This is a genomic window from Amycolatopsis sp. NPDC005003, assembly GCF_053600695.1.
Window position 1 is genome coordinate 282,456 of record NZ_JBSGAI010000004.1, and the last position, 19,263, is coordinate 301,718.

A 19,263-nucleotide genomic window follows, 5' to 3' on the forward strand; every position below is an offset into this window, starting at 1 on the left:
CGGAAGGGGCCCCGCCGGGGCCCCTTCCGGTCAGGCTCCGGCGTCGAGCAACTGCGCCAGGCCCGCGTACCCGGCGTCTTTCAGCCGCTCTCCCGACGTCGTCGCGTACGCCTGGTCGGCGCGGATGCCGAGGCCTTCCACCATCCGGTTCATGAAGTTGAACAGGGCGCAGACCAGCACGGCGTCGTGGAGCGCCCGCTCGTCCCAGCCGGCGGCGAAGACCGCTTCGGCGTCCTCGTCGCTCATCTTCGCCGGCGTCAGGGTCAGCTTGCCCACGTAGGCGAGCACCGGCTTGAGCCGGGCGTCCACCGGGGCGGAGCCGAGGTCGGCCAGCGCCGCCGCCAGCGTGCCCGCCGGCACGCCGAACGCCTCGGCGGTGACGGTGTGGATGCCGTGGCAGTAGTCGCAGCTGTTGAGGCCGGACACGTAGGCCGCGATCAGCTCCCGCTCCCCCGGCGTGAACGGCGACTCCTCGCGCAGCACCAGTTCGTGGAAGGCCAGCAGGTGCCGCGCCGGGCCGGGGTAAGCCTGGAACACCTGCAGCAGCGTCGTTTCAGCCGGCAGGGACTTCAGGTAGGACATCGAAGGGTTCCTTTCCGTCCGGGGGTGCGTCCGCGCAGGCGTCGACGTCGGCCCGGCGCAGCGCGCACGCGGTCAGGTAGGCGATCGAGGCGGGACCCGAGCCGGGCACGGCGGCGGCGACGCGCCCGGCGGCCTTGGCCCACTCCTGCCTGAGCGAGGCCGGGGTGCCCCCGGCCTCGCCGAGCGCGGAACGCAGCGACCGCCAGTGTTCCCGGCCGAGCGCGACCAGGCCCGCCAGGTCGAAGCCGCCCGCGCCGTGACGCGCCTGGTCGACCAGCTGCGTGACCAGCGCCGGATCGTCGGCGATCCGGGCCAGGCCCAGCCCGCCGAGGAGGCGGTCGGCGTCCAGGCCGAGCAGGATGACGCCGATCTCCACGTCGGCGGGCGCGTCGACGTCGGGCAACGCGAACCGGCTGTCCACGGGCTCAGACACCGACCGCCTCCCGGCGCGGCCGGATCGGGCGTTCTTCCCGGACGGCGGCCGCGATGGCCGCGGCCGCCCGGGTCGTCGCCACCCGGTGCCCGTCGATGTTGCGGGCGGCCGGGCCGAGCACCATCGCCGTGGCGGCGCCGACCGCGGAAACGCGGGGAGCACGCTCGAAGACGAGGGTCCGCTCGTCCAGCGCCGGCCACCCGTCGCGGGCCCCGACCAGTTCGGCGGGCAGCAGCCCGTCGCCGATCGACGGGGTGGTGCCCAGCGCCAAGACGGCGTGGTCGCCGGTGACGCCGAGGCCACCCGCGAGGCGGAGCGTCACCGTCCCGCCCAGACCGGCCGAGACCCGCTCCACGGTCTCGCCGCGGTGCACGACCAGCCGGCCGTCGGCTTCGGCGCGCTCGAGCAACGGCCGGAACTCGAACATGATCGAGGCCCGGCGGAACCGGTTCATCAGGTCCAGCCGGTCGGACCAGCCGACGCTGTCGAACCGCTTGCGCCCCTCCGGGCGGAAGAACGTCGAGTTGACGTCGGCGCACTGGTAGCGCTCGCCGGGGTCGCGGAGTACCCAGTGCACTTCTCGCCCGGCCTCGAGCGCGCCGGCGATCAGGTGCGCGGCGGTCAGGCCGGCGCCCACGACGATCTGCCGCGCGCCCGCCGGCACGGGCTCGTCCCAGTACGAGACCCCGGGGGGCGGCGGGCCGCCGCCCCACCACCGCTCGGGGGCCGGCCGGCGTTCCTCGCCGAGGCAGAGCACCACGTGGCGGGCCGTGACGGTGAAGCCGTCGGTGCGCACCGTGACGGCGTCCGCGGTGGGCCGCACCTCGCGAACCGAGGCGCGCCACGTCTTCTCGGTGACGTGGTGGACCGCCGCCAGGTGCGCGCAGTACGCCTCGAAGACGTCCACCGGCACGACGGACCGGTGGCCGGCCTGCGACATCCGGATTTCGCGGCGCTCGACCGGGGTGAGCCGCGCCCAGTGCAGGCGGGCGAAGTCGACCAGCTCGCAGTCCCGGTAGCCCTCGACGCCGGGGTGGTGCTCGTAGGGCGAGCGCAGCACCCGCTGCCCCAGCCGGTCGATCCGGTCGAAGAACCGGCCGCACGGCCGGCCGTCGCGGTCGACCACCACGACGTCGCGGACGCCGTGGTGCCAGAGCGCCGACGCCACCGCGAGCCCGGCCGGACCGGCCCCGACCACGACGACGTCCGCGCTGCCGCCGGGTGCGGCGCCGCGATCCGCCGCGACCGGGGCGGGCAGCTTCGGCCAGGGCCGGCCGCGCGGCGAGTCCAGCAGGTGCGGTTCCGGGACGAATTTGATCACGGCTTCCCCCACCGCTCGGATTCCGGGCCGGAGCGCCGGTTCAGTCGATCACCGTGATCGGGACGATCAGCTCGACCACCGGGCGTTGCTGCATCCCGTTGCTGACCAGTTCGTCGAGCGTCTGCTGGGACTGTTCGGCACTGTCGGTGGCGATCGGGCTGTAGCGCGAGTAGAAGTAGGTCGGCTTGCGGCCGCCGGTCTCCATCGAGTACGTCTTGAGAACGGACTCCCCCGGCCGGACTTCACCGTCGTAGAAGGTCAGCCGCCGCTGGTCGGGCGTCATGAAGCTCTTCGAGAACTGGGGCGACATCAGGACGGCGTCGTCGAGGAACACCGAGTCCTCGTCCATCACGGCCTGCATGGCGACCCACGTCTGGTCGGTCAGGTTGGTCTCGGCCTTGATGACCTGCCAGCGCCCCGGCTCCGGCAAACTGACGCTCACCGAAACGTCGTGATCGGTGGTGTCGATCGCGCCGGTGATCATGAGCACCCGGCGGCCGACATCGGCCACCCCGGTCATCTGGATGTCCCTGGCGCGGACCCGGCTGGAGACATCGAGTCCTGGCAATTCGGGCGACGACATAAGGAGGCCTCCTCGTTATTCACCCCAAAAATAACGACCGCAAGTGCGAACACCCAGAGGTTTTCACACCGCGAGAGACATTGTCAAGGCGATGAATACCCGAACGGCCATGCGTATTGCACTTTCGACGCGGAGTGATCCACCTGGCCGAGGGTTTAACCCGTTCGGCCCATCGGACCGTCGCTGCGAGTCATTACGGGCTCGTCGAGCCCGGCCGGGCCGGAGCATCGGCTTCGTCCTGAAGGCTGCCGACATAACGAATTTCGAATGCGGATTCCGCCCGCTGAACCATCACTTTGACAATGAGACCGGGTTTCACCATGATCATGAAATTACCGGGATCGTGTGGATCACCGAAAATGTCGTAAATCAGAAAAGCGGAACCGTCACCCACGGCGAACAACGCCGCGTAGACGACATTCCGCTCCGCCTGCGTCGCCGACTCGGCCCAGTCCTCGAGCAGCTCCACCCCTGCGGTGAGCTGGAGGCGCATCGCCATCGCCGGCCTCCCAACCGAACGTCCGCCGGGCGCCCGGGCACGCACGGCGAGCCTCGCCCCGCCGGCCACTCCGGCCCCGGTGAGCTCCCAGTATTGCGGTCACGCGGTGACCACGTCATCTCTGTGCGTGCGCCGGTCGGGCCGGGCGGGTGCCCCGGCCGCGGTACCCGCCCGGCCACGGCCCGGTCAGTTGTACCCGAGCACGATGTGCTCACGCAGGTACTCCCGCTCGGCCTGAGCGGGCAGCTCCCGCGGCGAGTCCGCGCGCGGACGGTCGGTCGCTTCGGGCGGCGCGGCGTCCACCAGGCCGCCGCCGACCGGCAACAGTGTTGCTGCCATGGCGTTTTCCTCCGTTTCGTACCTCGACCACGTCCACGGTCCGCTCCCGGGGTCGAGGATCGGATGGGAACCGCTCACGCCCGCCGGGTGCGCAGCGCACGAGTGGCCCGCGGGCCGGGACGAGCGGTGCACTAGGGAGAACGGGAATCCCGCGCGGGACCGCGAACCCGGCCCCGCCACCCGAATTCCGGAGGTATCCGATGACCGATCCACACACCCCGTCCCGGATCGACGAGGAGCGCGGCGCGTCCCCGCGAGACCCGGCGGGCGCGGCCGCCCGGCAACGCACCTGCGGAGCCTGCGGCGGCCCCTTCGACGCCGGGTCGCGCACCGACGTGGAGATCTTCACCGACGGCAGCGTCCGCTACGTCGCCGTGCACGCCGGGCACAGCACCTTCGCACCGGCGCGCGAACGGGAGATCGCGGACCGCCTGCGCCGGATCCACGGCGCGGGCGAACCGGCGGACGAAGCCGCATGACGACATCCGCCGGGCAGGCGGCCGGAAACAGGCCGCCCGCTCGGCGGTCGACGCCCGGCCACGCCGGTCAAGCCCCCGCGACAGCAACCGGGGGCACGCTCTCGATTCCGTCCGGGCACAAAGCAGCTCCCGAACACTCAGGTGTCGCAACCGCCTCCGGGAACCGCCGTGGACCGGCGGCCGTCCGGGTCAGGTGGGCAGGCCGGAGAGCCGCCAGGCCCCCGGCCGGGCGCGGGGATCCCGGCCGGGTCCCGCCCAGGCCCGGCGGGCCGGCGGGCCGGCCGTCGCCGGGCTCCCGCACCGCGCGAGGACGGCCACCAGCGCCGCGATCTCGAACGCGGACGGCAGGCCGCGCGTGATCCGCAGACTCTCCATGGCAGACACACCGGCCCTCTCAGATCGGCTGGTTCCCGTGCTTGCGCGCGGGCCCGGGCTTGCGCTTGTCCTGGAGCATCGCCAGCCCGCGGGCGAGGGCGGAGCGCGTCTCCGCCGGTTCGATGATGTCGTCGACGAGACCGCGTTCGGCGGCGTACTGCGGGTTCAGGTACTCCTCGGTGTACTCCGCGACGAGTTCGGCCCGCAGGGCGGCCGGGTCCGCCGCGGCGGCGAGGGCCCGGCGGTGCAGCACGTTCACCGCGCCTTCGGCGCCCATCACCGCGATCTGGTTGGTCGGCCACGCGAGGGACAGGTCGGTGCCGATCGAGCGCGAATCCATCACGATGTACGCCCCGCCGTAGGCCTTGCGCAGGATGACCTGGATCCGCGGGACCGTCGCTTCGCAGTAGGCGTGCAGCAGCTGCGCGCCCTGCCGGATGATGCCGCTGCGCTCCTGGTCGGCGCCGGGCAGGAACCCCGGCACGTCGACCAGGCTGACCAGCGGGATGCCGAACGCGTCGCAGAACCGCACGAACCGCGCCGCCTTCTGCGACGCCGGTCCGTCGAGCACGCCGGCGAACACCGCGGGCTGGTTGCCGACCAGCCCGACGACCCGGCCGTCGATGCGGGCGAGCACGCAGAGCACGTTGCGGGCCCAGCCCTCGTGGAGTTCGAAGAACTCGCCGTCGTCGACGATCTCGGCGATCACCTCGCGCATGTCGTAGGGGTGGTTCGGCTCGACCGGCACGATCTCGGCGAGCCGCGGCCGGTAGTCGTCGCCGGCGCCGGTCGGCGCGACGGGCGGCGGCAGTTCGAGGTAGTTCGACGGCAGCAGGGAAACCAGGTAGCGGACGTCCGCCAGGCAGGACTCCTCGTCGTCGTGGACGACCGTCGCGACGCCGGAACAGGAGCCGTGCACGTCGGCGCCGCCGAGCTCCTCGTGGGTCACCCGCTGGCCGCTCACGGCCTCCACGACGTCCGGACCGGTCAGGTACATCCGCGAGGTGTCGCGCACCATGAAGGTGAAGTCGGCCAGCGCCGGGGAATAGGCGGCGCCGCCGGCGCACGGTCCCAGGATGACGCTGATCTGCGGAACGACCCCCGAGGCCTCGACCTGGCGCCGGAAGATGCCGCCGTACCCGTGCAGCGCGAGCACGCCCTCCTGGATGCGGGCCCCGCCGCTGTCGTTGAGCCCGATCACCGGCGCGCCGTTGGCCACCGCGAGGTCGAGCACCTTGTGGATCTTGCTCGCGTGCGCCTCGCCCAGCGATCCGCCGAAGACCGTGAAGTCCTGGGCGTAGACGAACACGCGGCGCCCGTCGATGGTCCCGGACCCGGCGATCACCCCGTCGGTGTGCGGCCGGTTGCCGGTCAGGCCGGGACCGCTCGACTGGTGCCTGCGGTAGGGCTCGAGCTCGATGAACGAGTCGTCGTCGAGCAGCAGCGCGATCCGCTCGCGCGCGGTCAGCTTGCCCAGGGAGTGCTGCCGCCGGACCGCCTCGAGCTTGCCGTCCACGATGTGGGCGCGCAGTTCCTCGTGCCGGCGCAGCAGCAGCGGCATGCCCGCGTCCGACGGCGCCGGTGCGGCCGTCCGGTCCAGCGGGATGACCTGGGCGTCACCGGGGTCCGCGGGCCGGGTGAGCCGACGGCGGCCCGGCCGCAACCCCTCGGGGACCGGCACCACCGCCGCGATGTCCACGCGCTGGGCACGGGACTCGTGACCTCCGCTCACGCGGCATCCCTCGCCCGCACCCGGTGGTCGTGCTCGATCTCGGCGACGATGTCGGACCAGACGACGCCCCGGCCCAGCCGGGGCATCGGCCGGACCGGCGAGCTCTCCGGTGCGATCACCGGCGGGACAAGGGCCGGTTGGGAGCCGGGCCGGGTGGGCTCGACGCCCTCGCTGGCGGTCATGGCAGGACCTCCTCGGTCTGGACGGTCCCGGCTGGGCCGGGACCGGTGTCCGGAACGGACACCGTGCAGGTGGTTGCCGACCCGGCCGCAGCACGGCCGGACGGCTTCGTGGCAACGGCTACGTGCCGTGTGGGGCCCGGTCCGCGTTCGGCCGGATCGGGACCACCGTGGGCAGGGCGGCCGCGCCGGCCTGCCGGTCGGTGAGGCGCCCGGTCGCGTGCAACCAGGCCACCGTGTCGCGCACCGTGTCGACGGCCGGGCGCGCCGGGACGCCGCCGGTGGGGGCGTCCGCGGCGACCGGAACGGCGGTGGCGCAGACGTAGAGCGCGCCGTACTGCGCCGGGACGTGCCACGGCCAGACGCGCTGCAGCAGGTCGGCGGCCCGGCCGACCGGGAACATCGCCCGCGGCGGCAGGAACACCGCCGGCACGGGCCGCCCGGTCGCGGCCCGGACCGTCGCCAGGTAGGCGCGGGTGGCCAGGTGGTGCCCCGGCCCGAAGCACGCGGGCCGCACCGGGCCGGCGAACAGCTCCGCGTGCGCCTGCGCCGAGTCGCGGACGTCGCCGAGCGGCAGCCCGCGGCCCGGCCAGATCGGCATGAGCCCGCGCAGCAGGTCCCGCAACCGCGCGTTCTGGTCGCCCAGGTGCGGGTCGTGCGGGCCGAGCAGCGCCGGCGGGTAGGTGACGGTGACCGGCGCGCCCTCGGCCCGGTGCCGCCGCGCGATCCGCTCGGCTTCGGCCTTCGACGCCAGGTAGGGCTCCCGCGGCTCGCCGACCGGGCTCGCCGCCCCGATCGACGGCGCGTCCGTCGGGTACAGCGCACCGACCGTCGACACGTGCACGATCCGCCCGGTGCCCGCCCGCCGCGCGGCACCGAGGACGACCTCGGTGCCGCGGGCGTTCACCCGCCACAGCTCGCCGCGCCGCCTGCTGTCGAAGGTGTAGACGCCGGCCGCGTGCAGCAGCGCGTCCGCCCCGGCGACCAGCCTGGCCGCCGCCGCGGGGTCCGTCACGTCGCCGACCTCGACGTCCACAGTGGACGGGTCGGCGCCGAGCGGCGCCAGCGCGCGGGGCACGCCGCCAGGGTCGCGGGCGAGCAGCCGGACCCGGTGCCCCCGCCGCAGCAGCGCCGCGACCGTGTGCGCACCGAGGAAGCCGGTGCCGCCGGTGACCGCGATCAGCATGTCGTTCCCTCCCTCAGGCCGCGCGTGCCTTCCCGTCCACGTGGTGGTAGGCCCCGCCGTAGAAGACCAGCGCGTGCTCGCCGGTGCCGCGGCTGGTGGCGAGCACCCGGCCCAGGAAGATCGAGTGGTCACCGCCCTCCAGCACCTGCGTCAGCTCGCACTCCAGCCAGGCCAGCGCCCCGTCCAGCAGCGGGGCCCCGGTCTTGGCGCCCGGCGTGTAGCCGACGGCCTCGAACTGGGCCATCCCGTCGGGCCGGCGCCAGTCGGCGAAGTACTTCGACGTCTCCTGCTGATCCGCCGCCAGGATGTTCACCCCGAACGAGCCGGCCGTGACGATCGCCGCGTGCATCCGGGCCGCCTTCGACACGCAGCACAGCACCATCGGCGGCTCCAGCGAAACCGACGAGAACGCGTTGGCGGTCATGCCGTGCGCGTCCTCCCCGCCCGCCGTCAGCACCGTGACCCCGGTGGCGAACTGCGCCAGCACCTGCCGCAGGCCCGGCTGGGCCGAGAGGCCGCGACGGGCGGGCGACTTCGGCAGCCGCTTCAGCACGTGAGGCTCCGATTCGTAGCCCACAGTCAGACTCCCTTGCCGTTGACCGCGGCCGTCGCATAGGGCGCCAGGGCTTCGCGCAGCTGCTCGGGGACCCGCGACGGCACGGTGGCCGTGTTGGGCCCGCGCATGCAGGCGATGCGCTGCCGTCCCCTGGCCACCAGCACTTCGCCCTCCGCACGCAGGTGGACGTAGTCGAAGGCGAACTGGATCTGCGTCGAGGTGAGCTCCTCCAGCCGCAGCCGGATGGACAGCTCGTCGAACGCGGTGATCTCGGCGAAGAACTCGCACTCCACCTTGAGGGTGAACAGCTTGAGGTCGTGCCGGACCTCTTCCAGCACCGCCGGCGCCTTTTCCTTGAGGAACATCTCGCGGCACCGGCCCTGCCAGCGCACGTAGTTCACGTAGTAGACGTTGCCCACCAGGTTGGTCTCTTCGAAGCCGACCGTGTGGCGGATCTCGTAGTAGTCGGACATCTTCAGTTCCCCTCTGCGTGGAGCACGGCGAAGACGATCGGGGCGGTCCGGTCGTTGACGGTGGTCGACCAGGTGGCGATCCGGGTGTTGCCGGAGGCCAGCAGCGCCCACCCGTCGGCGTCGACCTGGCGCACGGTCAGCGCCTGGGTCATCGAGCCGGTCTTGCGCACGCACTCCAGCGCGCTCCACACCCGGGTGTTGGCCACGCTGATCGGTTCCCCGGTGTCGGCGGCCAGCAGCCGGCCGAGGGCGAGGAGCTCTTCGCCGAGCAGGCCGGCCCAGTCCTCCTCGGTGCGTTCGATCGCCGTCTCGATGTCGCAGGCGACCTGGTCGGCGCCGGCGACCACGAGGGTCAGCTCCGAGGTGTGCGACGCGGTGACCTGGACGTCGTCGCACTCCGGCTTGCCGTCCGGGCGGTAGCGCACCTCGACCGGCTTGTCGAGCGCACGTCCCGCGGCGAGCGCGGTCTGCGCCCTCCGCTCGGCGATGCCCTCCGCCGGGCGCCCGGCCGGGTCCGGCTCGAGCACGACCGACCGCGTCCCGCCGAGCAGCCGCTCACAGGCACGCTCCACATAGGACCCCAGCATCGAGGGGACCCACGGCCCGGCGCCGTCGCGCTTGCGGACCGCGCGCAGCTTCAGGCCTTCCCAGCGCTCGACCAGCGTCCCGTCCGGGTTGCGCACGTCGAGGTCGTAGACGTAGCTGTCGCCGTCCTGGAAACGCTCCTTCGCGTCCAGCAGGACGTACTCGTCGTGCTGCTTGCCCGGCTCGGCCAGGTACAGCTTCTCGATGCCCTGCGGCAGCAGCGTCGCGTCGGGGACGCAGCACTGGATCGCGTGCATCATCGCGTCCCGGGTGCCGGGGTCGGCCAGCAGCCGCTCCTGCGGGAGGAACGGCGCGAACCAGTAGTGGTTGGCGTTCGTCGAGATCTCGGCGACGGCGTGCCGGGCGCTCGCCCGGCGGTAGCCGAGGACCCGCTGGAACCGCTTGCCCTGGAACAGGACCGAGCCGTACAGCTCGCTGATCGGCTCCACCGGCACCGGCGGCAGCGCGACGTCGCGCGGCACGCGCTCGCCGATCTCCGCCGGCCGGGCGAAGCTCAGCCGGGCCTTGAAGTGGTCGGCGCTGAAGCCGGTCTCGTCACTGCGGATCACGACGTCGACGGTGTCCGCGTCGCGGGCCAGCGTGGCCAGCCGGACCGTGGTCGACCCGCCGGGCGAGACGATAATCGGCCGGAGGAACTCGACGTCGGAGAGCACCGGCGTGCCGGTGCGGTCCAGCGTCGCCGCCGCGGCCTGCGTCATGGCCTCCATGCCGAGCACCGCCGGGAACAGCAGCTGCCCGTCGAGCAGGTGGTCGGTCAGGTACGGGTCGGCACCGTCGGAGAGGTCGGCCTCGGTGATCAGCTCGACGCCCGGGTAGTGCACGACCGCGCGGTCGACGAACCGGCTCAGCGGCAGCTCCCGCTTCTGGATCGGCAGCGTGGCCAGGCCCGACGTGCGGCCGCAGACCACCAGCACCGGCGGCGCGGCCGGGTCGGCCAGCACCTGGCGCAGGATGGTGATGCCCTCCTCGGTCGGGATCGGCGTGATGCCGTCGCGCATCAGGGCGCTGACCACGCCGAGCTTCTCGCCCATGCCGGTGCCCGACCAGACCGACCACTCCAGCGCGATCGCCCGCGCCTTCGGGTGCTCCTGGCCGAAGCGCAGGGTCAGCTCGGTCATCCAGTCGTTCGCCGTGGCGTAGTGCGCTTCACCGCGCAGGCCGGCCCGGCCGATGATGCTGCCGAAGGTGACCAGGAGCTTGATCCGGTCCTGGTCGACCGCGGCGAGCACCGCGTTCAGCCCGCCGATCTTCGGCGCGAGGGTCTTGCGGAAGCTGTCCTCGGTGAGGGAGAAGAGGGCGGCCGGCTCGTTGCGGCCCGCGCCGTGGAGGATCGCCGTGACCGGGCCGAGGTCGGCCTCGACCCGGGCGACCGCCTCGGCGATCTGCGGGGCGCTGGTGACGTCGGCGCGTTCGTAGCGGTAGCGGATGCCCGCCGCCTCCATGCGGTCGAGGTTCTCCGCCAGCTCGGTGTCGGACTCGGGGTCCGACCGGCCGAGCAGGGCCAGCCGCGCCCCGGAGTCCTTGGCCAGCGCCAGCGCGCTTTCGGCCGTGATGCCCTTGCCGCCACCGGTGACGAGCAGGACGTCGGAAGTGTCCAGCGAGTCGCGGATCGGCCCGGCCTTGGGCGCCGGCAGCGCGGACAGCCGCGGCACCGTGCGCCCGCCATCGGCGCCGTAGCGGGCTTCGGTGAAGTCCGTGGTCGCGGCGACCTCGGCCACCACCGTGCGCACGGCTTCGGCGATGGCGTCCACATCGGACGGTGTCGGGTCGGCGAAGTCGATGATCGTCGTCTTCGCCGACGGGTCCTCGAGCCGCAGGGTCCTGGCCAGGCCGGCCGCGCCGTAGCCGTGGTGCACGACCACGAACCGCGTGCCGTTGGGGGCGGCCATGACGGCGCGGCCGGCGTCGAGGAACAGGCCGACGTGGCTGGAGTCGCAGTCCGCCGGCAGGCACAGCAGCACACCGTCACCGGCACCGGACTTGGCCAGCGCCGCCCGCAGCGGTTCGGCCAGCGGGTGCCGGGCCGTGGCGAAGACCTGCCACTCGGCGTTGCCCGCACCCGGGGTGAGGTCCGCGGTGGGGCGCGGCGCGGGCACGTATTCGACCGCGAACGGCCGGACCCACGGCCCGACGCCCGAGGCCTCGCCGGCCTGGCTGTCGGTCGGCTTCGCCGTCTGCGCCAGCTCGTCGATCATCTCGGCGAGCTCACCGAGGCACACCGTCGCGAAGTTCGGCATGCCCTCCAGCGCGGGCCGGCCCAGCGCCCGGGTGACGTCGTTGACCAGCTGCCCGACCGTGATCGACGACAGGTGCAGGTCGTCGAGCGGGTGGGTGTCGGCGGTGACCGCCTCCAGGGGCAGCTCGACGCGCTCGGCGGCGAGCTTGCGCAGCAGGTCCAGGGTCGACCCGGAGTCGGACTCGCCCGCGGCGGCGTCGGCCTCGGCGGCCTGGGCCTTCTCCGCGGCGAGCTCGGCGGCCAGCTCGCTGTCGATCGACGGCGCCGCCTCGCACGGGCTGGCGAGGAAGTTGTACTCACCGTCGGCGGGCAGGGCGCGCACGACGCGGCCCTCGAACAGCGCGTCCACCGAGACCGGCGCGCCGAGCGCGAACGCCGCGCCGACGACCCGCAGCAGGGCCTGCAGCGACGCGTTGTCCGAGTCGAGCGCCAGCACCGGCGTCTCCGGTGCGATCTCTTCGAAGAGCCCGGTGAGCACCCGGCCGGGGCCGACCTCGATCACCAGGTCGCTGCGCTCGGCCACCTTGGCGGCGGCCTCGCGGAAGCGGACCGGGAGCACGATCTGGTCGCGCAGCAGCTCGGGCAGGTTCTCGGCGGTGTGCAGCACGTCGCCGCTGACCGTCGAGACGACCGGGCGCTCCAGCCGGGCGAAGGTGAACTCGCCCAGCCGCTCGGTCATGGCGTTCGCCGCCGGCTCGACGGCCGGCGAGTGGAAGGCGTGCGAGACCTTGATGCGGGTCGCGCCGACCCCCTGGGCCTTGGCCCGGGAGACGATCCGGTCGATCGACCCGGCCGGCCCGGAGATCACGGTCTGCTCGGGGGCGTTGTACCCGGCGATGACGACGTCGTCGCCCAGGCCGAGCTCTTCCACCCGGCCCGGCGAAGCGGCGATACCCGCCATCGCGCCGGTGCCGTCGCCGGTCGTCGACGCCATCACCTTGCCGCGGACCTTGGCCAGCTCGAGCAGCCCGCGCTCGTCGAGCGCGCCGCCCCAGTGCAGGGCGGTCAGCTCACCGAGGCTGTGGCCGGTGGCGGTCGACGCCTCGATGCCGCAGGCGTGCAGCACCCGCAGCGCGGCCAGCGAGCCGGTGACGATCCGGGGCTGGGCCACCTCGGTGGCGACCTGGTCGCCGGCGACCGGCAGCCCGGCGGCCCGGAAGATCTCGTCGGCCACGGGGAACCGGCGGCGCAGGGCGCTGTCGCCACCGCGCCCGGACCCCTGGCCGGGGAACAGGTAGCCGATCTTCGGCGCGGTGCCGCGGCCACTCGCGAAGATGCCGTCGGCGGCGTCGAAGACCGAGTCGCCCGACTCGAGCTGTTCGAGCAGCTTCGTCAGCTTGCGCTCGGCGTGCTCCGGGTTGGCCGCGACGACCGCGGCGCGCACCGGCTTGCCCGGCAGGTCCTTCGCCAAGGTTCCCGCGAGGTCGGTCAGCTCGGCGAACGAAAGCTTCGGCACGACCTCCAGCGTCGCGGCGATGTTCCCGCGCAGGGTCGCGACGTCGTCGGCGTCGAACAGCAGCAGTTCGGCGTCCTGCCGGCCGGCCGTCAGCGTGCGGGCCCGCTCGTCGAGTTCGCGGCGGCGGGCCGCGGTCGGTGCCTCGGTGACCGTGACGTGGGAGTTGATGCCGCCGAAGCCCATCGCCGAGACGCCGGCGCGGACCGGCTGGTCCTCGGGCCAGAGCGACGCGTCGCGCGGGACGTACATCCGCGCCGACGTGCCGGTCAGCGACTCGTGCGGCTCGTAGTGGCCGGTGGCGGGCGGGATGACCTGGTGGTACACCGCCAGCGTCGCCTTGATCAGGCCGGCCACCCCGGCCGCGGCCTTGGTGTGCCCGATGTTGCCCTTGATGGTCGACAGCGCGGCCTGCTTGGCCAGCGGGTCGGCGTCGCGGCGGGCGGTGGACAGCGCCTCGATCTCGGTGGCGTCGCCCAGCGCGGTGCCGGTGCCGTGGCCCTCGAAGTAGGAGACGGTCTCGACGCCGTAGCCCGCGCGGTCGTAGGCGCGCTTCAGGGCCAGCCGGTGCCCGGCGGCCTCGGGCCGGGTGATGCCGCCCTTGCCGTCGGAGGAGACGCCCCAGCCGCCGATCGACGCGTAGATCCGCTTGCCCTGCTCCAGCGCGTCGCTCTCGCGCATCAGGACGAGCATGCCCGAGCCCTCGCCGGGCCAGAAGCCGTTGGAGTCGGCGTCGTAGACCTTCATCTCGCGCTTGGCCAGCGCGCCGGTCTTCGCGAAGCCGATCACCTCGAACGGGTCGATCGAGAGGTCGACACCGCCGGCGATGGCGAGGTCGAGGTCGCCCTGGACGAGCGCGTTGGCCGCGGTCACCACGGACAGCAGCGAGGACGAGCAGGCGCCGTCGACGGTGTACCCGCCGCCGGCGAAGTCGAAGTGGTTGCAGACGCGGCCGGCGATGGTGTTCGCCAGGCCGCCGGCGAGGGTGTCCTCGTTGATCTCGGGGAACGGCTCCTTGTACTGGATCTCCAGTTCCCGCAGGAAGCTCGCGGTCTCCTCGTCCTCCCAGCCGCGGGAGGACAGCGCGGCCGCGACCGTGCGGCGCACGTACGGCCAGCGCAGCCGCATGATGTTCGCGCGGGAGAACTCGCCGGTGAGGCTGTTGCCGATGACGACACCGGTGCTCTGCCGCGGGGCACCATCGCCCTCACCGAAGCCGGCGTCCGCGAGGGCCGCGGCGGCGACGTCGAGGGCGAGCCAGTGCGTCGTGTCGGTCGCCCGGAACGTGCTGCCGGCGACCTTGTGCGCGACCCGGTCGAACTCGTAGTCCCGCAGCACGGCCGCCTTCTGCGCGTAGAAGCGGTCCGGCGCCTTCGGGTCGGGCGAGTAGTAGTCCGCCCGGTTCATCCGCTCGTCCGGCAGCCTGCGGAACGCCCGGCGCCCGGCCAGCACGTTTTCCCAGAGCTCCTCCGGAGAACTCGCGTCGGGGTACCGGAGACCGATACCGACGATCGAAATCCGCTCTACGCTCATGCCACCGCACTCCCACTGGCTCTCGAGCCCCGTATCACCGGAACCATCAGGTCCCCGCTGTCCTCCGGCGCGGGACGGGGTCCCGCCGCCGGTCTGTCGTCCTCGGGCGGCGGCGCCGCCCGGTTCGCCCGGCCCGCCGGGCCGCCTGGGTCCAGCATCTCCCGGGCGGCGCGGACCGTCTTCTTTCTCCCTGCCCCCGGCCGGCACATCAGCACGCTGGGACAACGATTTTCACCGTCTACTGTGGACTCTTCAGGTGTCGAACTGCCCGGGGCGGCGGCCTTGGCCGGCCGGCCCGCGATAGGCCTGGGCGATGTCGAGCCACTGGTCCGCCAGCGTGCCCGTCGCCCGGACGTCGAGGTCGTACCGGTGCCGCCGCCGGGTGACGAGCAGGCAGAAGTCCTCGGCGCTGCCGCTGATCCGCTGGGTCGCGTCGGCGGGCCCGTACGTCCAGAGCTCACCCGAAGGCGCGGTGAGCTCGTAGCGGAACTCCTCCGCCGGCGGCGTCAGGTTCCGCGCCTCGTAGCCGAAGTCCCGGACCCGCACCGCGAAACCGGCCAGGTGCCTGATCCGGTCGGTGCGCACGAGGCGGACGCCGAGCGCGTCGGCGACGTCCTGGCCGTGGCCGAACAGCTCCATCATCCCGGCACAGGCCAGCACGTACGGCGGCAGCGGGTTCACCAGCCACGGCACCAGCCGGTCGCCGGGCACGGCCGCCAACGCCTTGATGCCCGCGTCGCGCTCGGCGCGCCAGCGGGTCAGCAGCACCTCGGCCGGGTCGTGGATGAACTCCTGCAGCGCGCCTTCGACCGCGTTCTCGAAGCCGATCTCGGCCGTGACACGGGTCAGCTGGACGAAGGCTTCCGGCTGCGCGGCGGCGAGGCCGGCGATCCGGAAGATGAACGCGAGGTGCGCGATCTGGTGCTTGACCGCCCAGCCCGGCGCCGGGGTCGGGGTGTCCCAGCCCGCTTCGGGCAGCCCGGCGACGAGCGCGTCCACCTCGGCGGCCTCGGCGGTCAGGTCGGCGATCACGCCCGTGGTGTCAGTCACCTGTCTGTCCTTTCACCGGTGCGTCGTCTTCTCGTGACTTTCGGGGCTCCGCCACCCGGACCCCCGGAAGATGGTGGGACGGCGACCGCCGCGGTGGCGGGCCAAAGGAGGCCACCGTCGCGGCGACCGCCGTCCGGCAGACCGGCCGGGGCGGCGTACGGACCGGAGATTCGTCGTGTCCCGGTGCTGCGCGCCCCGGCGGGCGATCTGACCTTTCGATCATCACCCGCGCCGACCTGGGGAGTCTTCTCTTCGCGGGCGGTGCGGCAGCCGCTCACCGGCCGCCACGGCCGCGGTGAGAGCCGCCCACGACACCAGCTCCACCAGTGCGCGATCGTCCATCCCTTCCGGACGGACGCCGGCGTCGGCCTGGTACGCCGCCTTGGCGGTGAAGAGCGCCAGCCGGCCGGCCGCGCGCTCGCGGGTGGGCAGCTCGGCGAGCACCGGTTCGGCCCACGCCCGGCTGAGCCCGGGTGGTCGGCCGTCCCACGCCTTGACTTCCCGGCGGACCAGCTCGCGCACGCCGGGCGGCACCGAGCGTTCCCCGGCGGCTTCGATCGCCGCCGTGGCGCGCGCGAAGGCGCCGGCCAGGGTGCTGCCCGGCGGTGCCCAGCCCGGGCCGTCGGTGACGGCCGCGGGCAGCAGCGGCAACGCCGCCCCGGCCGGCGGCGCGGCCCCCGGTTTGAGCAGGTGTCCCAGTACCGCCTTGGCCTTCGGGCGCGCCTGCGCCGGAACCGCCTCCGGCAACGGCGACGGGCCGAGGAACACGCTGACCACCCGGTTGAGGTAGTGGAACGCGACGGCCACGGCGGTGAACTCGGCCGCGGTGCCGGCGGGGACGTCCGACGGCAACCGGCCCTCGCCCCGCGCCCACGCCGCCAGCGCGCGCGTGTCCCGGTCCGGGATGGCCCCGGTGTCGCCGGCCTCGATGGCCGCGGCGGCGTCGGGCTCGCCCAGCGAACCGAGCGCCATGCCGTGCACTTCGACGCAGTAGGGGCACGAGTTCGCCGCCGACACCGCGGCCGCGACGACCTCCTTGTCCGCCCGGCTCGCCGTCCCGGCCGCGACCAGCGACTCCCGCAGCACCAGCCACGCGGCGGCGAGCACGTCCGGCGCGGGCGAGTGCAGCGCGATCGGCGGGGCGAGCATCCCGAAGTCCCGTTCCACCTGCCGGTAGACGTCCCGCACGAGCCCCCGCGCCCGTCTCGGCCGGACCACATCGACGTACTTCACGTCCCGCAAAGTCCGCCGCAACGCAACCCGCACCAACCCCGGTGCCATGAATGCCTCCAAACCAGTGTGATCAGAACGCCGACACGCGTGATTGAAGGGTCAGCTCACGTGATTGGAGGGACGACACGGCCGGCGCACCTCACCCCGGCGTGTCGTCCCTCCAATCACGCGTGTCGACCTTTTCGGACCTCAGTTTCCGGCGACCAGGTCCAGTTTGGACACCGCGCGGCGGCCGGTGATCGAGCCGTCCGGAGCCGGGGCGCCGTACTTGACGTCGACGCCGCGGGCCTGCAGCTCCCGGACGATGCCCGGGATCGAACGCTCGGCCAGCGCCGCGATGGTCATCGCCGGGTTCACCGTCAAGGCCCCCGGCACCGACGCGCTGTCGGTGACGAAGATGCCCGGGTGGTTGCGCAGCTCGTGGTTCGGGTGCAGCGCGGACGTCGCCGCGTCGTCCCCGATCCGGCAGGACGCCAGCGGGTGCACCGTGTACGCCCCGACGACGTCGTTCGTCCACGGGGCCACGCGAGCCAGGCCGTCCTTCTCGATGATCGCCTTGCAGTCGGCGTCCGCGAGCGCCCAGCCGTGCCGGGTGTTCTCGGTCGGGTCGTAGCGCAGCGGGCCGCGCCCGAGCATCTGCTGCGAGATCCGGTAGGCGTTGCCGGTCGGCGGCGGGGCGCCGAAGACGCCTTCGTTGTCGTCCTCGGTCATCAGGAAGATCGTGAGCCAGTTGGCCCACTGCTTGAGGATCTCCTTCTTCTCCGCCCCGTACCACCGCGGCTCCTCGCCGCCGGGCACCTGGGCGAGGATGGTGCCCAGTCCCGGCGGGAAGTACAGCTGCTCCAGCGAGTACCGCTCGTACTCCGGCAGCGACCCGTCGAGCTTGTCCCAGTTCGCGACGGTCGGGCCCTTGCCGATGTGGTTGGCCGAGTACACCGGCCCGTCCTCACGGGACAGGCCGAGCACCTCGCGGACGCGGTCCTCGTCGATGATCGCGGTGTTGAGCCGCTCGCCGTTGCCGGAGAAGTACCGGCCGACGCCGTGCGGCATCTCACCCAGCGCCGCCTCCGACCGCTGCAGGATCACCGGGGTGGCCCCGGCGCCGGCGGCGATGATGACGACCTTCGCCTCGATCACTCCGCTGCCGGTGTGGATCCGGTAGTCCTCGTCGTCGACGATGTCGAAGTGGACGCGGTAGCCGCCGTCCTCGGTGCGCTCGAGCCGCTGGACCTCGTGCAGCGGCCGGATCTGCGCGCCGTGCGCCAGCGCGGCGGGCAGGTAGTTCGTCAGCATCGACCGCTTGGCGTCGAACTTGCAGCCCGCCATCATGAAGTTGCAGTTGACGCAGGTGGCGTTGTCGACGGCGACCGGCGCCGGGTTCGCCGTGCGCCCGGAGTGGTTGCAGGCCGCGGCCCACAGGCCACCGGCGTAGGAGACGTCACTCCAGTCCTGTTTGGACACCGGAATCGACTCGTCGACGCGGTCGTACCACGGCTCCAGCGTGTCGCGGGAGATGACCGAGGGCCACATCCGCCGCCCGATGCTGCCGTGGCGCTCGAACACGAAGCGGGGCGCCCGCGGCATCGCGGCGAAGTACACCACGCTGCCGCCGCCGACGCAGTTGCCGCCCAGCACGCTCATCCCGTCGCCGACGACGAAGTCGAACGCGCGGGTGTAGGACGAGCCGAGCAGGTAGTCGTGCTCGAAGTCGTCGGCCGCCAGCCACGGCCCGCGCTCCAGCACGGTCACCTTGGCCCCGCCGGCGGCGAGGTGGTAGGCCGGGATGGACCCGCCGAAGCCGCTGCCGACGATGACGACGTCGGTCTTGTCGATGGCAGTCATGCCGGGCTCCCGGAAGCAGTCGTGTCGGGGTGGAGTTCGGCCAGCTTGCGGCCGTAGCCGTACTTCGGGAACCGCCAGAACCCGTCCGCGTCCGGCGGGGTGTACCCCAGCGCCAGCAGGCCGGGGTGGCCGTCGCGGATGGCCTCGGCGGTGTGCCGGTGCGCGGCGCTGTCGAAGGCCATGTTGCAGAACAGCGCGAGGCTGACCCAGCCGTCCTTCTCCGGGTGCCCCGGCGTGGTCAGCCGGTGCACCAGCTCGCGGCGGTGCTCGTACGGCAGCGCGACGAACGGCGGGACGTCGTGGTCGAGCTCCAGCTCCACCTCGCCCGCGTAGGACTTCGCGTGGTCGTTGAGCGACTGCGCGAGGTACGGCAGGCCGGCCGTGACGCCGGTCGCGTCGAAGTTCAGCAGGTCGAGCGCGCCCGCCGCCACCGAGCCGGGACCGGGCGCGGCCCCGGCGATCGCCCGGTCTTCGGGGGACCGCTTCTCCCCCGGGACGATCGTGTCCGCGTAGGCCTCGAGGGTCATGTTCTTGAAGCGTTCTTCTTCGGTGGCCTCGGGTTGCACCGGCCTA

At 73.1% G+C, this 19,263-nt stretch carries 18 protein-coding genes; 1 reads left to right on the plus strand and 17 read right to left on the minus strand.

The features are described from left to right. Window positions 1-30: 30 nt before the first annotated feature. The 6 genes from ACWED2_RS07170 to ACWED2_RS07195 form a co-directional block, all read right to left on the minus strand. Window positions 31-582 carry a carboxymuconolactone decarboxylase family protein gene (locus ACWED2_RS07170; protein ID WP_449689539.1) on the minus strand — a complete coding sequence of 184 codons (552 nt, stop codon included), beginning with the start codon at window positions 580-582 and terminating at the stop codon, window positions 31-33. Further along, window positions 554-1,015: a DUF6187 family protein gene (locus tag ACWED2_RS07175; protein ID WP_449689540.1), complete on the minus strand. Its 462-nt coding sequence runs from the start codon at window positions 1,013-1,015 to the stop codon at window positions 554-556. The genes ACWED2_RS07170 and ACWED2_RS07175 overlap by 29 nt, the downstream gene beginning before the upstream one ends. Further along, on the minus strand, window positions 1,008-2,336 hold the full coding sequence (locus ACWED2_RS07180) for an FAD-dependent oxidoreductase (protein ID WP_449689541.1): 1,329 nt from the start codon (window positions 2,334-2,336) through the stop codon (window positions 1,008-1,010). The genes ACWED2_RS07175 and ACWED2_RS07180 overlap by 8 nt, the downstream gene beginning before the upstream one ends. A 40-nt stretch (window positions 2,337-2,376) precedes the next feature. After that, window positions 2,377-2,856, minus strand: a complete 480-nt coding sequence (locus ACWED2_RS07185) for a DUF6423 family protein (protein WP_449689587.1) — start codon at window positions 2,854-2,856, stop codon at window positions 2,377-2,379. 256 nt (window positions 2,857-3,112) lie between these two features. Continuing rightward, window positions 3,113-3,418: a DUF6235 family protein gene (locus tag ACWED2_RS07190; RefSeq protein ID WP_449689542.1), complete on the minus strand. Its 306-nt coding sequence runs from the start codon at window positions 3,416-3,418 to the stop codon at window positions 3,113-3,115. 186 nt (window positions 3,419-3,604) lie between these two features. After that, the gene (locus ACWED2_RS07195; RefSeq protein ID WP_449689543.1) at window positions 3,605-3,757 is read right to left on the minus strand and encodes a hypothetical protein; all 153 of its coding nucleotides are present in this window, start codon (window positions 3,755-3,757) and stop codon (window positions 3,605-3,607) included. Between the two features lie 200 nt (window positions 3,758-3,957). Here ACWED2_RS07195 and ACWED2_RS07200 point away from each other — a divergent pair, with 200 nt between their 5' ends. Continuing rightward, a complete protein-coding gene (locus ACWED2_RS07200) occupies window positions 3,958-4,236 on the plus strand; it encodes a hypothetical protein (RefSeq protein WP_449689544.1) in 279 nt (92 codons plus the stop codon). A gap of 189 nt (window positions 4,237-4,425) precedes the next feature. On the opposite strand, the gene ACWED2_RS07205 is transcribed toward ACWED2_RS07200, so the two are convergent. From ACWED2_RS07205 to ACWED2_RS07255, 11 genes are all read right to left on the minus strand, one after another. Further along, on the minus strand, window positions 4,426-4,611 hold the full coding sequence (locus ACWED2_RS07205) for an acyl-CoA carboxylase epsilon subunit (protein ID WP_449689545.1): 186 nt from the start codon (window positions 4,609-4,611) through the stop codon (window positions 4,426-4,428). A gap of 19 nt (window positions 4,612-4,630) precedes the next feature. After that, entirely contained in the window at window positions 4,631-6,343 is a 1,713-nt protein-coding gene (locus ACWED2_RS07210; protein ID WP_449689546.1) for an acyl-CoA carboxylase subunit beta, read from the minus strand. Continuing rightward, window positions 6,340-6,525 carry a DUF6222 family protein gene (locus ACWED2_RS07215; RefSeq protein ID WP_449689547.1) on the minus strand — a complete coding sequence of 62 codons (186 nt, stop codon included), beginning with the start codon at window positions 6,523-6,525 and terminating at the stop codon, window positions 6,340-6,342. The genes ACWED2_RS07210 and ACWED2_RS07215 overlap by 4 nt, the downstream gene beginning before the upstream one ends. 118 nt (window positions 6,526-6,643) lie before the next feature. Continuing rightward, window positions 6,644-7,708 carry an SDR family NAD(P)-dependent oxidoreductase gene (locus tag ACWED2_RS07220; RefSeq protein ID WP_449689548.1) on the minus strand — a complete coding sequence of 355 codons (1,065 nt, stop codon included), beginning with the start codon at window positions 7,706-7,708 and terminating at the stop codon, window positions 6,644-6,646. 13 nt (window positions 7,709-7,721) lie between these two features. Further along, window positions 7,722-8,285: a flavin reductase family protein gene (locus ACWED2_RS07225; protein WP_449689549.1), complete on the minus strand. Its 564-nt coding sequence runs from the start codon at window positions 8,283-8,285 to the stop codon at window positions 7,722-7,724. 2 nt (window positions 8,286-8,287) lie between these two features. Next, on the minus strand, window positions 8,288-8,737 hold the full coding sequence (locus tag ACWED2_RS07230; protein ID WP_449689550.1) for an acyl-CoA thioesterase: 450 nt from the start codon (window positions 8,735-8,737) through the stop codon (window positions 8,288-8,290). Between the two features lie 2 nt (window positions 8,738-8,739). After that, window positions 8,740-14,565: a type I polyketide synthase gene (locus tag ACWED2_RS07235; protein WP_449689551.1), complete on the minus strand. Its 5,826-nt coding sequence runs from the start codon at window positions 14,563-14,565 to the stop codon at window positions 8,740-8,742. Window positions 14,566-14,817: 252 nt separating this feature from the next. Next, window positions 14,818-15,615, minus strand: coding sequence for a TIGR03084 family metal-binding protein (locus ACWED2_RS07240; RefSeq protein WP_449689552.1), 798 nt, complete (start codon window positions 15,613-15,615; stop codon window positions 14,818-14,820). 222 nt (window positions 15,616-15,837) lie between these two features. Then, complete coding sequence (locus ACWED2_RS07245; protein WP_449689553.1) at window positions 15,838-16,896, minus strand: carboxymuconolactone decarboxylase family protein; 1,059 nt, start codon at window positions 16,894-16,896, stop codon at window positions 15,838-15,840. A 141-nt stretch (window positions 16,897-17,037) separates the two neighbouring features. Beyond that, window positions 17,038-18,690 (minus strand): GMC family oxidoreductase N-terminal domain-containing protein, encoded by a 1,653-nt coding sequence (locus tag ACWED2_RS07250; protein ID WP_449689554.1) that lies wholly within the window; start codon window positions 18,688-18,690, stop codon window positions 17,038-17,040. Next, window positions 18,687-19,256 carry a DUF5987 family protein gene (locus tag ACWED2_RS07255; protein WP_449689555.1) on the minus strand — a complete coding sequence of 190 codons (570 nt, stop codon included), beginning with the start codon at window positions 19,254-19,256 and terminating at the stop codon, window positions 18,687-18,689. The genes ACWED2_RS07250 and ACWED2_RS07255 overlap by 4 nt, the downstream gene beginning before the upstream one ends. Between the last annotated feature and the right edge of the window lie 7 nt (window positions 19,257-19,263).